This is a genomic window from Halomonas denitrificans, assembly GCF_003056305.1.
In the GTDB taxonomy this organism is placed as follows: Bacteria; Pseudomonadota; Gammaproteobacteria; order Pseudomonadales; family Halomonadaceae; genus Halomonas; species Halomonas denitrificans.
Genome location: NZ_PYVX01000001.1, coordinates 194,760 through 209,206 on the forward strand (window position 1 = coordinate 194,760; position 14,447 = coordinate 209,206).

At 69.7% G+C, this 14,447-nt stretch carries 13 protein-coding genes; 8 read left to right on the top strand and 5 right to left on the bottom strand.

The genetic code is table 11. From position 1 onward, the window contains the following. Nucleotides 1-71: 71 nt before the first annotated feature. Complete coding sequence (locus C9F13_RS00900) at nucleotides 72-1,979, bottom strand: propionyl-CoA synthetase (RefSeq protein ID WP_245888670.1); 1,908 nt, start codon at nucleotides 1,977-1,979, stop codon at nucleotides 72-74. Nucleotides 1,980-2,319: 340 nt separating this feature from the next. Between C9F13_RS00900 and C9F13_RS00905 the strand changes: the two genes are divergently transcribed. Next, nucleotides 2,320-2,652, top strand: a complete 333-nt coding sequence (locus C9F13_RS00905) for an ArsR/SmtB family transcription factor (protein ID WP_108444368.1) — start codon at nucleotides 2,320-2,322, stop codon at nucleotides 2,650-2,652. A 6-nt stretch (nucleotides 2,653-2,658) separates the two neighbouring features. Here C9F13_RS00905 and sohB read toward each other — a convergent pair whose 3' ends face one another. Beyond that, complete coding sequence (gene sohB / locus C9F13_RS00910; protein ID WP_108444369.1) at nucleotides 2,659-3,699, bottom strand: protease SohB; 1,041 nt, start codon at nucleotides 3,697-3,699, stop codon at nucleotides 2,659-2,661. 148 nt (nucleotides 3,700-3,847) lie between these two features. Here sohB and C9F13_RS00915 point away from each other — a divergent pair, with 148 nt between their 5' ends. Beyond that, on the top strand, nucleotides 3,848-4,159 hold the full coding sequence (locus C9F13_RS00915; RefSeq protein ID WP_108444370.1) for an SCP2 sterol-binding domain-containing protein: 312 nt from the start codon (nucleotides 3,848-3,850) through the stop codon (nucleotides 4,157-4,159). A gap of 9 nt (nucleotides 4,160-4,168) precedes the next feature. Here C9F13_RS00915 and nudC read toward each other — a convergent pair whose 3' ends face one another. From nudC to C9F13_RS00930, 3 genes are all read right to left on the bottom strand, one after another. Beyond that, nucleotides 4,169-4,942 carry an NAD(+) diphosphatase gene (nudC, locus tag C9F13_RS00920; protein WP_108444371.1) on the bottom strand — a complete coding sequence of 258 codons (774 nt, stop codon included), beginning with the start codon at nucleotides 4,940-4,942 and terminating at the stop codon, nucleotides 4,169-4,171. Beyond that, nucleotides 4,942-5,703: a DNA polymerase III subunit epsilon gene (dnaQ, locus tag C9F13_RS00925; protein WP_108444372.1), complete on the bottom strand. Its 762-nt coding sequence runs from the start codon at nucleotides 5,701-5,703 to the stop codon at nucleotides 4,942-4,944. Before dnaQ ends, nudC begins: the two co-directional genes overlap by 1 nt. Before the next feature lie 78 nt (nucleotides 5,704-5,781). Further along, on the bottom strand, nucleotides 5,782-6,564 hold the full coding sequence (locus tag C9F13_RS00930) for a class I SAM-dependent methyltransferase (RefSeq protein ID WP_108444373.1): 783 nt from the start codon (nucleotides 6,562-6,564) through the stop codon (nucleotides 5,782-5,784). Between the two features lie 95 nt (nucleotides 6,565-6,659). Here C9F13_RS00930 and gloB point away from each other — a divergent pair, with 95 nt between their 5' ends. From gloB to C9F13_RS00960, 6 genes are all read left to right on the top strand, one after another. After that, nucleotides 6,660-7,427 (top strand): hydroxyacylglutathione hydrolase, encoded by a 768-nt coding sequence (gene gloB, locus C9F13_RS00935; protein ID WP_108444374.1) that lies wholly within the window; start codon nucleotides 6,660-6,662, stop codon nucleotides 7,425-7,427. Nucleotides 7,428-7,500: 73 nt separating this feature from the next. Beyond that, nucleotides 7,501-8,682 carry a transglycosylase SLT domain-containing protein gene (locus tag C9F13_RS00940; protein ID WP_108444375.1) on the top strand — a complete coding sequence of 394 codons (1,182 nt, stop codon included), beginning with the start codon at nucleotides 7,501-7,503 and terminating at the stop codon, nucleotides 8,680-8,682. A gap of 43 nt (nucleotides 8,683-8,725) precedes the next feature. Further along, on the top strand, nucleotides 8,726-10,555 hold the full coding sequence (locus C9F13_RS00945) for an extracellular solute-binding protein (RefSeq protein WP_108444376.1): 1,830 nt from the start codon (nucleotides 8,726-8,728) through the stop codon (nucleotides 10,553-10,555). Between the two features lie 54 nt (nucleotides 10,556-10,609). Further along, nucleotides 10,610-11,683 (top strand): microcin C ABC transporter permease YejB, encoded by a 1,074-nt coding sequence (locus C9F13_RS00950; RefSeq protein WP_108444377.1) that lies wholly within the window; start codon nucleotides 10,610-10,612, stop codon nucleotides 11,681-11,683. A gap of 3 nt (nucleotides 11,684-11,686) precedes the next feature. After that, entirely contained in the window at nucleotides 11,687-12,787 is a 1,101-nt protein-coding gene (locus C9F13_RS00955) for an ABC transporter permease (RefSeq protein ID WP_108444378.1), read from the top strand. Further along, nucleotides 12,780-14,366 (top strand): ABC transporter ATP-binding protein, encoded by a 1,587-nt coding sequence (locus C9F13_RS00960; RefSeq protein WP_108444379.1) that lies wholly within the window; start codon nucleotides 12,780-12,782, stop codon nucleotides 14,364-14,366. The genes C9F13_RS00955 and C9F13_RS00960 overlap by 8 nt, the downstream gene beginning before the upstream one ends. Nucleotides 14,367-14,447 lie beyond the last annotated feature (81 nt).

The window sequence follows — 14,447 nt, forward strand, 5'->3', positions numbered from 1 at the left end:
ACGGCCGGCCCCACACGACGACGCCGCCCATGCTGGCGGCGTCGTGGCCTCGCGGCAGGGGCTCGCCGAGATCAGACCTGGCGGGCCTCGTCGGCGGCACCGACTGCGCGCTCCTTCATCGCCTCGTGGACATCCTGGAGGCTAGCCGGATCGTCGATGGTCGAGGGCACGCCGAACTCCTGGCCGTCGGCGATATTGCGCAGCAGCTTGCGCAGGATCTTCCCGGAGCGGGTCTTGGGCAGGCGGTCGACCACCAGCACCTGCTTGAAGCAGGCGATCGGCCCGATCTTCTCGCGCACGAGGCCGATCAGCTCGTTCTCCAGGGTCACCTCGTCGCCCTCGAAGCCGTCCTTGGGGATCACCAGCCCCACCGGCAGCTGCCCCTTGAGGGCGTCGTGGATGCCGATCACCGCGCACTCCGCCACCGCGGGGTGGGCGCCCACGACCTCCTCCATCTCGCCGGTGGAGAGGCGGTGGCCGGCGATATTGATGACGTCGTCGGTGCGCCCCATGATGAACAGATAGCCATCCTCGTCGAAGTAGCCGCCGTCGCCGGTGAGGTAGTAGCCCGGGAATGCGGCCATGTAGGCGCTGTGGAAGCGCTTCGGGTCGCGCCAGATGCCCGCCAGGCAGCCCGGCGGCAGCGGCTGCTTGATCACCACGCTGCCCTGCTCCATGGCCCCGGACGGCTCGCCCGCCCGGTCGAGGATCTGCACGTCGAAGCCAGGCACCGGCACCGTGGCGCTGCCGGCCTTGGTGGGCATCGGCTCGAGGCCGTGCAGGTTGGCGGCGATGGGCCAGCCGGTCTCGGTCTGCCACCAGTGATCGATCACCGGCACCGTCAGCAGGTCGTCGAGCCAGTGGAAGGTCGGCGGGTCCAGACGCTCGCCGGCCAGGAACAGCGCCTTGAGGCAGCTGATGTCGTACTGGGCCATCAGCTTGGCGTCGGGGTCCTCCTTCTTGATGGCGCGGAAGGCGGTGGGCGCGGTGAAGAAGCTCTTGACCCGGTACTCGCTGATCAGCCGCCAGAAAGCGCCGGCATCCGGGGTCTTCACCGGCTTGCCCTCATAGACCACGGTGGTGGCACCGCGCAGCAGCGGCGCATAGACGATGTAGGAGTGGCCGACCACCCAGCCCACGTCGGAGGCCGAGAAGAAGACCTCGCCCGGCGCCACGTCGTAAATGGTGTCCATGGAGTAGGCCAGCGCCACGGCGTAGCCGCCGGTGTCGCGCACCACGCCCTTGGGCTTGCCGGTGGTGCCGGAGGTATAGAGGATGTAGAGCGGATCGCTACCCTTGACCGGCACGCAGGCCGCCGGTGCGGCCCGCTCGACCAGCGTCGACCAGTCATGGTCGATGGCCGCGCCCAGCTCGGCGATGTGCTGCTCGCGCTGCAGGATCACGCAGGCCTCGGGCTTGTAGCGGCTCTGCTCGATGGCGGCATCGATGATCGGCTTGTAGGGCAGCACCCGGTCGCCCTCGACGCCGCAGGAGGCGGCGATCACGACCTTCGGCTCGGCGTCCTCGATGCGCACCGCCAGCTCGTGGGGCGCGAAGCCTCCGAACACCACCGAGTGAACGGCCCCGAGGCGGGCACAGGCGTACATGGCGACCAGCGCCTCGGGCACCATGGGCATGTAGATCACCACCCGATCGCCCTTCTCGACCCCCAGGTCGCGCAGCGCCCCGGCGAAACGCGCCACCTGGTCGCGCAGCTCGGCGTAGGTGATGGTGCGCTTGCTGTCGGTGACCGGCGAATCCCAGTAGAGGGCCGGCTGCTCCCCCCGCCCCTGCTCGACGTGATGATCCAGGGCCGCGTGGCAGATGTTGAGCTCACCGTCGACGAACCAGCGGGCGTGGTTCGCCTCGTCGTACTCGAGGATCGTGGTGGGCGGGGTGAACCAGGGAATACGCTTGGCCTGCTCGGCCCAGAAGGCCTCAGGGTGATCGATGGAGCGGCGGAACTCGTCTTGATACATGCGCGTCAGCATCCTGTCAGCAATCGAGGAAAGGGCATTGATTGTTGACACTCTAGACGAAGCCCTACCGCCAAACCTCATACCATCGGCTAATCTTCGACAAAAGAACGAGAAACCTCTCGACTATTGTCAACAAAATACGAGCCCCCACCGCCGATCTCCGCCCCGCGATCGCATCGTTGATCCGGCGTTAGCCTCCGGAGTGCGCTATTATTGCGCATAAGCTGAATCAGAGGGCCACCATGCGGCCTGTCGCTCCCCCCAGGCGTGGACTCAGGGGATCCTTTTCACCGCGCAGGCGGCCGACCATGGGCGGCGCCTGCAACGCAGGGCACAGATCATGGGCACTACCATCAGAGGTGCGTCAGCACGCCTTCTCGAAGGCGGAGAGGCGGTCATCAACGAGGCCAGCTCCCTACTCAAGGCGATGGCCAACGACAATCGGTTGCGGATACTCTGCCTGCTGGACGGCACCGAGCTGTCGGTCACCGAGCTGAACCAGCGCCTGGTGCTCAGCCAGTCGGCGCTGTCCCAGCACCTGGCGATCCTGCGTCGCGAGAATCTCGTCACGACCCGCCGCGAGTCGCAGACCATCTACTACTCGCTGCAGGGCCAGCGCGCCAGGACGCTGATCGAGGCGCTCGGCCAGCTGGCCCTCGACGGCCGCCCCTGAGGGCCTTCAGCGCTTCTGCCAACGTCCGGCGTCGAGCATCTCCAGCCCCCGCTCGATGCCGCGCTCCACGCCCCGCGAGACCCCCACGCCCAGCCGACGCGAGAGCGTCGGCTTCTGCTCCAGCTTGACACTGATCACCCGGGCCTCGCCCATGCGCCCGACCAGGTAGGCCTCGCTGGTGCCCAGCTCATCCACCAGGCCCCGCCCCAGGGCATCGCTGCCGTACCAGATCTCGCCGGTCGCCACCGCCTCGATGTCCAGGCCCGGGCGCCGTTCGGCCACGTGCCGCTTGAACAGCTGGTGGGTGGTCTCGAGATCCTCGATGAACTTGTCGCGCCCCTCGTCGGTGTTCTCGCCGAACACCGTGAGGGTGCGCTTGTAGCGCCCCGCCGTGAGCAGCTCGACGTCGATGTCATGACGCTTGAGCAGGCGATGGAGGTTGGGCAGCTGGGCGACCACCCCGATGGAGCCGATCACCGCGAAGGGCGCGGCCCGCAGACGATCGGCGCCGCACGCCATCAGGTAGCCGCCGCTGGCTGCCACCTTGTCGACGCAGACCGTGGTGGTGAGCCCAGCCTCGCGGAGCCGATCGAGCTCGGCGGCGGCGAGGCCATAGCTGTGCACCAGCCCGCCGGCCGACTCCAGGCGCAGCACCGCCTCGTCGTTGGCGCCGGCCACCTCGAGCACCGCCGAGACCTCCTCGGCCAGGCGACCGGCTGCGCTGGCCTTGATGTCGCCGTGGAAGTCGAGCACCCAGACCGTGGGACGCGTCTCGTCCGCGCCCTTGGCACCGCTGCGGGCCTGTGCCTTGTCATCGCGGCGAAAGGCCTTGAGCAGCCCCTTGCGAGCGCCTGGCTGGCTGGCCGCCAGCTGCATGCGCCGCCGGCGCTGGCGGCGGGTCTGGTTGAGCTCCTCGAGGCGCAGCCGGGTGCGCTCCCCCGTCTCGCCTCGCGCCTTCATGAAGAGCGCCGCACCGAGGCCCACCACCACCGCCAGGGTCAACAGCTGCGCCACGAACATGCCGAAATCCGTCAGCCACTCGTTCATCGTCCTCTCCGCGTCGATGCGCCCTGCCACCGGCCTGGCCGAGGCCTTCCGGCGGCGCCGGAGCGCTTGATTCAAACAGGTGTTTCAAATACGCTGGCAAGGCTCAACCCCTGCCACGATGCACTCGACTCCCCCACAAGGATCCCCGATGTCCGACGCGACCCTCGACAAGCTCAAGCGCCGTTTCGATGCCGACGCCGCCAGCGGCATGCACGAAGTCTTCCAGTTCCACTTCAGCGACGTCGGCGACCACTACCTGGTGGTGAACGACGGGCAGCTGGAGGTACATGAGGGCGAGCATGACGATCCCTCGGTCAGCCTGAGCATGAGCAGCGACACCCTCAAGGGCGTGATGAACGGCGAGATCAACGGCATGAGCGCCTTCATGACCGGCAAGCTCAAGGCCACCGGCAACGTCATGCTGGCCACCAAGCTCTCGAGCCTCTTCCCGAGCCACTGAGACTCGTCCCTAGCCCCTGCCGCCCACCTCCTTGAGGTGGGTCTCGATCAGCGCCCGCGAGATGGAGTAGAGCGGGGGCAGCTGGGGCAGCTGTCGCGGACTGAACCAGGCGGCGTCGGCGATCTCGACCCCGTCGATGCGGATGCGCCGGCTGGCGGCCTCGGCGAAGAACCCCAGCATCAGCGAGTGGGGAAAGGGCCAGGGCTGACTCTTGTAGTAGCTGACCCGCCCCACGCTGAGCCCCACCTCCTCGAAGACCTCGCGGCGCACCGCCTCCTCGGCGGCCTCGCCGGGCTCGATGAAGCCGGCCAGGGTCGAATAGCGCCCCGGCGGGTGGCGCGGGCTGCGCGCCAGCAGCAGCGACTCGCCGTGGGTCACCAGGGTGATGATGCAGGGCGAGTTCCGCGGATAGGTGCGATGGCCACACGCCTCGCACTGCATGGCGAACTCGGCGTCCAGCCGCGCCGTCGGGGTTCCGCAGCGGCCGCAAAAGCGATGGTTCTGCAGCCAGGCCGCCACCTGCAGCGCCGTGGCGACCAGCGCGTACCAGGGCTCCGGCAGCCGCCCCAGCCACTCGCGGGCCTCCGGCCAGTCCTCGCCCGGCTGCTCCTCCAGCGACAGCGCCACCGGCTCCTCGTGCCACCAGCAGAGCGGCTGCAGCCGGGCATGCCAGGGCTGGAAGGCCTGCAGGGGGCCGTCGTCGATCCCCGGCGCGATGCGCCCGCGGGCCAGGCGGATCACCCGCCCGGCAGGCGCCTCGCTGGGCAGCTCCCGATGCAGCATCAGCGCGCCCCCTGCTCGCCCACGAGCCCGGCATGGGCGTCCCAGCGGCACTCGCCGGCGGCCTCACGAATGCGATCCAGCTTGGCCTCGTGGGCGGCCAGCTCCGCCTCGTCGGGGCGCACCACGCGCAGCTGGCCCGGCGAGAGCGACAGCCGGCGGATGGCGAGGCCGTGCTCTTCGCTGCCGGTTCCCTCCGAGGTTGCCGAGGCGTCCAGCGACAGCGCGGTCTGGCCGCCGGTCATCGCCAGGTAGACGTCGGCGAGGATCTCGGCGTCGAGCAGGGCGCCGTGCAGCACCCGGTGTCCGTTCTCGATGTCGTAGCGCTTGCACAGCGCATCGAGGTTGTTGCGCTGCCCAGGATGGAGGTCGCGCGCCATCTTCAGCGTATCGAGGATCCGGCAGTGCTCGGCCACCGGGCCGAGGCGCGGCTCGCCACGCCGCGCGTTGAGCATGTCGAGCTCGTGATCGATGAAGCCCACGTCGAAGGGCGCGTTGTGGATCACCAGCTCCGCCCCCTCGATGAAGGCCCAGAAGGCGTCGGCGATCTCGGCGAACAGCGGCTCGTCCGCCACGCGCTCGTTGGTGATGCCGTGGACGCCGATGGCCTCGGCCTCGATGTCGCGCTCGGGATTGATGAACTGATGGTAGGAGTTGCCGGTGAGCCGGCGGTTGACCATCTCCACCGCCCCGATCTCGATCAGGCGGTGGCCGTCACGGGGGTCGATGCCGGTGGTCTCGGTATCCAGGATGATCTGACGCATGGGGTCTCTCGTCGACTCGCGGGTAAGCAGGGGGGAAGCCGGGGCAGGCGCGGCCACGTCACGGGGGAGCGCCTTGCCTCACCCCAGCGGCGCCTTCTCGCGCCGCGCCTCGCCCGGCGCCCCGATGCGGGTAGCGCTGCCGAGCGTCGGCCCCGCCAGGGGATTGGCCAGGTCGAGCGCCGGCCGCGATGGCGAGACCAGCTGGGCCCGGCGCCGGGCGTGAATCATGTAGCTGTCGCCCAGCGGCAGGTTGTGGCGCCGCCCGAGGGTCTCGAGCATGGCGTTGTGCGGCAGGCCGCCGGGCAGATGAAAACCGCAGTAGTCTACCCGGTCGATCTCGAAGTCGACAAACGCGAGCCAGTCCCCCAGCCGCCCCGGGGTGCGCCAGCGCCCCCGCCACGGCATGCGCTCGCGTCGCCCCGGCCAGGCACGCGACAGCCCGCCGGCGCTCAGCGGATACCAGCCGAAGATGATCAGCCGACCATCGTCGGCGGTGACCCGGGCCGCCTCCTGGAGCATGTGGTGGGGATCGGGCACCACCTCCAGCAGGTGGTGGATGACCACCAGGCTCACGCTGTCGTCGGGCAGCGGCAGGCCGTCGGGAGGACAGACCAGGGTCGCCTCATGGGCGGCCATCTCGCGGGTCGGCGACCAGCTCAGGGCGTGGCGGATCGGGCAGATATCGCTCAGCACGGGGGCCATGCCGAGCTCCAGGCTGTGCCGGCCGAAGAGGCGCTCGCAGACCGGTCCCAGGCAGGCGCGCTCGGCCCGCCACAGGGCGCGGCCCGCCGGCGATGCCCAGTAGCGGCGGCCGTCGCGTACCAGCTGCGCCAGTCCATGGAGATCCCGCGAATTTGACATAACGCCCTTATCCCTCCACAGTGCCGTGTTTTGCAAGCCATATCGCAACGAATCGCGGCAGCGTCTGGGAACGCCTCCGTCAAGGATCCTGAGCCATGTTGAGCGTGACACCGATCCCCGCCTTTAGCGACAACTATATCTGGCTGCTTCGCCAGGATACGAGCCAGGCAGTCTGCGTGGTGGACCCGGGCGATGCAACGCCGGTCATCGAGTGGCTGGAGCGCGAGGGACTCGAACTCGGCGCCGTGCTCATCACCCATCACCACCCGGATCACACCGGCGGCCTGCGCGAGCTGATCACGCGCTACTCGCCCCGCGTGATCGGGCCCGACAACCCCGCCATCGACGGCATCGACGAGCGGGTCGGCGATGGCGACGAGGTGCGGGTGATGGGCCGTCTGTTCGAGGTGTTCGCCCTGCCCGGCCACACCCTGGACCACATCGGCTTCTTCACGGCGGGCATCCCGCCGCTGCTGTTCGCCGGCGACGTGCTCTTCAGCGGCGGCTGCGGTCGGCTCTTCGAGGGCACGCCCGAGCAGATGCACGAGTCGCTGTCGCGCCTGGCCACCCTGCCGGAGGAGACCCTGGTCTTCGCCGCGCACGAGTACACCCAGGCCAACCTGGCCTTCGCCCGCGCCGCCGACCCGGACAACAGCGACGTCGAGGCGGCCCAGGAAGAGTGCCGCCGCGCCCGCGAACTCGACCGCCCCACGCTGCCGAGCACCCTCGGCCGTGAACGCCGGATCAACCCCTTCCTGCGCTGCGACTCGGCCGGGGTTCGCCAGGCCGCCGCCGCCCATGGCGACACCGATACCAGCCTGGCAACCTTCACCACGCTGCGCGCCTGGAAAGACGCTTTCTGAACGCTCTGATGACAGACGTTTTCAGGCCTGCCCCCTGGGGCAGGCCTTCGCATGACCTGGAGATCACCTCTCGATGACTTACTACACCTCACGTCGACGGATCCTGGGCTTCACCAGCTGTCTCGCTCTCATGGGATCCCTGATGGCCGCCGGCAACAGCCAGGCGTCCACCACCCCCGGGAGCGCCTTCAAGGATGATTCGGCCAGCCTGACGGCCCGCACCGCCACCCTGCCCACCAGCCTGCATTTCTGGGATGCCCTGGCCCTGGAGCCCCAGGACGCCTGGTCGCGCCTCAGCGAGGCCTTCCAGTGGCAGGCCGACGCCGACCATCCGCGCGTCCAGCACTGGATCGAGCACTATCGCCATAGCCCGCACAACATCGCCGAGATCACCGAGCGGGCCCGGCCGTGGCTCGCCTGGATCACCGAGCGCGTCGAGGAGCGGAAGCTCCCGGGCGAGATCGCGCTGATCCCGTTCATCGAGAGCTCGTTCGACCCCACCGCCCGCAGCCATCGCGGCGCCAGCGGTCTGTGGCAGTTCATGCCCGGCACCGGCAACGCCCTGGGGCTGCACCGCGGCGGCGGCTACGACGGCCGCCTCGACGTGGCACGCTCCACCCACGCCGCCCTGGACTACATCGAGATGCAGGCCGAGCAGTGGTACGAGGGCGACATCGAGCTCTCCCTGGCCGCTTACAACGCCGGCGCCGGCAACGTCAATCGGGCCCGCAGCGCCGCGCTCGCCCAGGGCAAGGCCGGCAACTACTGGGATCTCGACCTGCCGCGGGAGACCATGAACTATGTGCCCAAGCTGATCGCCATCGCGACGATCATCGCCGACCCCGAGCGCTACGGCGTCGCGCTGCCCGAGATCGAGGCCGAGCCGGCCGTGGCCGAGGTGCCGGTGACCCGCTCCCTGGCGCTCGGCGAAGCCGCCCAGCTCGCCGGCGTCTCCCGCTCGGAACTCGAGGAGCTCAACCCCGGCCTGCTCGGCAACCGCGCCGACCCGCGCCGCGTGACGCGCCTGCTGGTGCCCGCCGAGAGCGCCACCCAGATGGTCGCCCGCCTGCGCAGCGACACCCCCGACCGCGCGACCGGGCGCAGCGACGAGACCTACGTGGTGCGCCGGGGCGACAGCCTCTCGGCGATCGCCTCGCGCCACTCCGTGGCCCTGGCCGACCTGGCGCGGTGGAACGGCATCGAGCGGCCCGATACTTTACAACCGGGGCAACAGCTGACACTTTCCGGTAGTTGATGACCGGGGCCGCGGCCCCGCCCTGCTACAAGGATGCTGATCGATGCGACACGCTGCCCCTGGCCTGGGCCTGCTGCTGGGTGCCCTGCTCGGCGGGCCGGCCCTGGCGGCCGAGCCCGCCGAGGTGCCGACCGTTCACGGCCTGGCGCTCTACGGCGACCCGGCCCTGCCCGCCGACTTCCCGCACCTGCCCCATGCCGACCCCGAGGCCCCGACCGGGGGCAGCCTGGTCCGCTCGGCCATCGGCAGCTTCGACTCGACCAACCCCTTCATCATCCGCGGCACCCCGGCCACCGGGCTCACCGAGATCTACGACACCCTGCTCGCCCAGAACCCCGACGAGCCCTTCTCGATGTACGGGCTGCTCGCCGAGGGCGTACGCCTGGATCCCGATCGCCAGTGGATCGAGTTCGACCTGCACCCCGAGGCGCGCTTCCACGATGGGCACCCGGTCACCGCCGAGGACGTGATCTTCAGCTTCGAGACGCTGACCGAGCAGGGCCAGCCGTTCTACGCCGCCTACTACGCCGACGTGGTGGAGGTCCGCGCCGTCGATGACGACACCGTGCACATCGACCTGGCCGACAGCGACTCCCGGGAGCTGCCGCTGATCCTCGGTCAGCTGCCGATCCTGCCCGCCCACTACTGGGAAGGCCGGGACTTCGAGGCGACCACCCGGGACGCCCTGCTCGGCTCGGGCCCCTACCGCATCGCCACCGTGGAGCCCGGGCGGCGCATCGTCTACGAGCGCGTCGCGGACTACTGGGGCCAGGATCTCCCGGTGAACCGCGGCCGTCACAACATCGAGCGACTGGTCTTCGACTACTACCGCGACCAGACCGTGGCCCTAGAGGCCTTCAAGGCCGGCAACCTCGACCTGCGCATCGAGACCAGCGCCCGCAACTGGGCCACCGCCTACGACTTCCCGGCCCTCGAGGCAGGCTTCGTGAAGCGCCTCGAGGTGCCGGACGGCCAGCCCGCCGGCATGCAGGCCTACGTGATGAACCTGCGCCGCGAGACCTTCCAGGACGTGCGGGTGCGCGAGGCGCTGAACCTGGCCTTCGACTTCGAGTGGCTCAACCGCAACCTCTTCTACGGCGCCTACGAGCGCACCGAGAGCTACTTCGCCAACTCCGAGATGGCCGCCGAGGGGCTGCCGAGCGAGGCCGAGCTCGAGCTGCTCGCGCCCCATCGCGAGGCGCTGCCCGACGAGGTCTTCGAGGCGCCGCTGCCGATCGAGCACCCCGAGGGGCTGCGCCCGCGGCTGGCCCGGGCGCTGGAGCTGCTCAACGAGGCGGGCTATGCGGTGCGCGACGGCGTGATGACCGATCTCGACAGCGGCACCCCCCTGCGCCTGGAGGTGCTGCTCTTCGACACCCAGTTCGAGCGAGTCGTGCAGCCGCTGCTGCAGAACCTCGAGCGCCTCGGCATCCAGGGCGACATCCGCATCGTCGACGTCAACCAGTACCTCAACCGGCTGCGCAGCTTCGACTTCGACATCATCGTCGGCAGCTTCCCCCAGTCGGCCAATCCCGGCAACGAGCAGCGCGACTTCTGGACCAGCGAGTTCGCCGACGTGCCCCAGAGCCGCAACCTGATCGGGCTCAGCGACCCGGTGATCGACGACCTGGTCGACGCGCTGATCGCCGCCGACTCCAGAGAGGCCCTGGACACCGCCGCCCGGGCGCTGGACCGGGTGCTGCGCTGGGGCTTCTACGTGATTCCCCAGTGGCACCTGGGGCAGACGCGGATCGCCCTGTGGGACAAGTTCGGCTGGCAGGAGCCCTTCCCCGAGTACGGGCTGGACCTGTCGGCCTGGTGGGTGGATCCCGAGCGCGGCCGCGAGATCGAGGCCCGCCAGCGCAATCGCTGAGGGCGCCGACTGTCACCCGGCTTGAAGACCCTGATCATCTAGTAAGGACACGCCGTGGCTGCCTACGTACTGCGCCGCCTGCTGCTGATGATCCCCACCCTGCTGGGGATCATGCTGCTCAACTTCATCATCGTCCAGGCCGCCCCGGGCGGCCCCATCGACCAGGTGCTGGCCCGCTTCCAGGGGCTCTCCAGCCAGGCCAGCACCCGCATGGAGGGCGGCGGCGGCGATGTCGCGGCGGGCGGCGAGTCCCGCGGCGCCCGGGGCATCCCCCCCGCCTTCATCGAGAAGCTCGAGGCGCAGTTCGGCTTCGACGAGCCGGCCCACGAGCGCTTTCTCGGCATGATCGCCGACTACGCCACCTTCGACTTCGGCGAGAGCTTCTTCCGCGACGAGCAGGTCACCACCCTGATGCTCGAGCGCCTGCCGGTGTCGATCTCGCTGGGGCTCTGGACCACCCTGGTGGTCTACCTGGTCTCGATCCCGCTGGGCATCCGCAAGGCGCTCCACCACGGATCGCCCTTCGACGTCTGGAGCTCGGGGCTGGTGATCGTCGGCTACGCCATCCCCGGCTTCCTGTTCGCGATCCTCTTGATCGTGCTGTTCGCCGGCGGCAGCTACTGGGATGTGTTCCCGCTGCGCGGCCTCACCTCGGCGGACTTCGACGAGCTCTCCGCCTGGGGCAAGGTCAAGGACTACCTCTGGCACATCACCCTGCCGGTCGTCGCCTCGGCGATCGGCAGCTTCGCCACCCTGACCATGCTGACCAAGAACAGCTTCCTCGACGAGGTGCACAAGCAGTACGTGCTGACCGCCCGCGCCAAGGGCGCCAGCGACCGGCGCGTGCTCTACGGCCACGTCTTCCGCAACGCCATGCTGATCATCATCGCCGGCCTGCCCGCCGCGCTGGTGGGGATCTTCTTCACCGGCTCGCTGCTCATCGAGGTGATCTTCTCCCTCAACGGGCTGGGCCTCTTGGGCTTCGAGGCGGTGATGCAGCGCGACTACCCGGTGATCTTCGGCACCCTCTACCTCTACACCCTGATCGGCCTGGTCCTGAAGCTGATCTCCGACCTGACCTATGTGTGGGTCGACCCGCGCATCGACTTCGAGACACGGGAGTCCTGAGTCATGAACGCCCCCGGCACCGACCCCGGCAGCGCCACGCGCCGCCCCTCCCGCCTCTCGCCGATCACCCGGCGGCGCCTGGCGGTGTTCCGCGACAACCGCCGCGCCCGGCTCTCGCTGTGGATCTTCGCGGCGCTGTTCGTCGTGAGCCTGGTCGCCGAGCTGATCGCCAACGACCGGCCGATCGTCATGCAGTACCAGGGGCAGTGGTACGCGCCGGTGGTCGCGGACTACCCCGATACCGAGTTCGGCGGCTTCCTGCCGAGCCCCGCCGACTACCGCGACCCCTTCACCCGGGAGGAGATCGCCGCCAACGGCTGGATGCTCTGGCCGCCGATCCCCTTCTCCTACGAGACCCTGGACCGGGAGCTGGACCATCCCGCACCCTCGCCGCCCACCGCCCGCCACTGGCTGGGCACCGACGACCAGGGGCGCGACGTGCTGGCCCGGGTGATCTACGGCTTTCGGCTCTCGGTGATCTTCGCGCTGGTGCTGACGGCGGGCTCCCTGGTGCTCGGGGTGCTGGCCGGCGGCATCCAGGGCTACTTCGGCGGCAAGGTCGACCTGATCGGCCAGCGCTTCACCGAGATCTGGTCGGGGCTGCCGATGCTCTTCCTGCTGATCATTCTGGCGAGCCTGGTGGAGCCCAACCTCTGGTGGCTGCTCGGCATCATGCTGCTCTTCTCCTGGCTCGGCCTGGTCGACGTGGTGCGCGCCGAGTTCCTGCGCGCGCGCAACCTGGAGTACGTGCGCGCCGCCCGCGCCATGGGCCTGCCGTCGCACCTGATCATGTGGCGCCACGTGCTGCCCAACGCCATGGTCGCGACCCTGACCTTCATCCCCTTCCTGTTCACCGGGGCGATCACCACCCTCACCGCCCTGGACTTCCTGGGCTTCGGCCTGCCGCCGGGCTCGCCGTCGCTGGGCGAGCTGGTCGCCCAGGGCAAGAACAACCTGCAGGCGCCGTGGCTCGGCATCACCGCCTTCGTCACCCTGTCGGTGATGCTCTCGCTGCTGGTGTTCATCGGCGAGGGGCTGCGCGACGCCTTCGACCCGCGCCACATCCAGCACGCCGCCACCCCGAGGACGCCCCGCGATGCCTGAGCCCCTGCTGCGACTCGACGACCTGACCATCGCCTTCGACGACGTCACCGTGGTCGACCGGCTCTCGCTCACCGTGGAGCGCGGCGAGACCCTGGCCCTGGTGGGGGAATCCGGCTCCGGCAAGTCGGTCTCGGCGCTCGGCGCCATGAGCCTGCTGCCCGCCAACGCGCGCATCGAGGGCGGCCGCCGGCTCGGCGACACCGACCTCGCCGACCTCTCGCCGCGGGGCTGGCGGGGGCTTCGCGGCAGCCGGGTGGGCTTCGTCTTCCAGGAGCCGATGACCTCGCTGAACCCGCTTCACCCCATCGGCAAGCAGATCGGCGAGGCGCTGCGCCTGCATCAGGGACTCACCGGCAAGGCCGCCCGCCAGCGCACCCGTGCGCTGCTCGAGCAGGTCAAGCTGCCCCGCGCCGAGGAGCTGCTGGACGCCTGGCCGCACCAGCTCTCCGGCGGCCAGCGCCAGCGGGTGATGATCGCCATGGCCATCGCCAACGAGCCGGACCTCTTGATCGCCGACGAGCCGACCACCGCGCTCGACGTCACCGTGCAGCAGGAGATCCTCGCCCTGCTGGCCGAGCTGCGCGACCGCCACGGCATGGGCATGCTCTTCATCACCCACGATCTGAACCTGGTGCGCCGCCACGCCGACCGGGTCTGCGTGATGCATCACGGCAAGGCGCAGGAGAGCGGCGCGGTGGACGCGGTCTTCGACCGGCCCCAGAGCCCCCATACCCGCCTGCTGCTGGAGGCCGAGCCCACCGGCCGGCCGGCGCCCATCGAGGGCCGGGCGCCGCTACTCGAGGCCCGCGGCATCGGGGTCAGCTTCCAGCGCCCGAAGCGGCTGTTCTCGCGTCGCCCGCCCCCCTTCGAGGCGGTCAAGCCGCTGAACCTCTCGGTGGCACCCGGCGAGACCCTGGGCATCGTCGGCGAGTCCGGCTCGGGCAAGACCACCCTGGCCCTGGCGCTTTTACGCCTCGGCCAGGGGAGTGGCGAGATCGAATTCGACGGCACGCGGCTCGATCGCCTGAGCGGCAACGACCTGCGCCGCCAGCGCCGCAGCCTGCAGGTGGTCTTCCAGGACCCCTACGGCTCGCTCTCCCCGCGCCTGCCGGTCTTCGATATCGTCAGCGAGGGTCTGCGCTTCCACCACCCGGAGCTTGCCCTGGGCGAGGTCGAGCGTCGGGTGCGCGACACCCTGCGCGAGGTTGGCCTGCCCGAGGAGTGCGCCTCCCGCTATCCCCATGAGTTCTCCGGTGGCCAGCGCCAGCGCATCGCCGTGGCGCGCGCGATCATCCTCGAGCCGCGCCTGGTGGTGCTCGACGAGCCCACCTCGGCGCTGGATCGCAGCGTACAGAAGCAGCTCGTCGAGCTCTTGCGCGACCTGCAGGCCAGGCGCCGGCTGAGCTACCTGTTCATCAGCCACGACCTGGCCGTGGTGCGCGCCATGGCGCACCGCATCCTGGTGCTCAAGGATGGCGAGGTGATGGAACAGGGCGACTGCCGCCAGGTGCTCGAGCGGCCCGCCAGCGACTACACCCGGGCCCTGGTGGCGGCTGCCGGCCTCGCCGAGGTCGACTGAGCCGGCAAACGGCGTGCCCTTGCTATCTGTGAAGACCCGCGAAGACCCGCGATAGGCTCATGACGGGAAGGCGTCGATCGA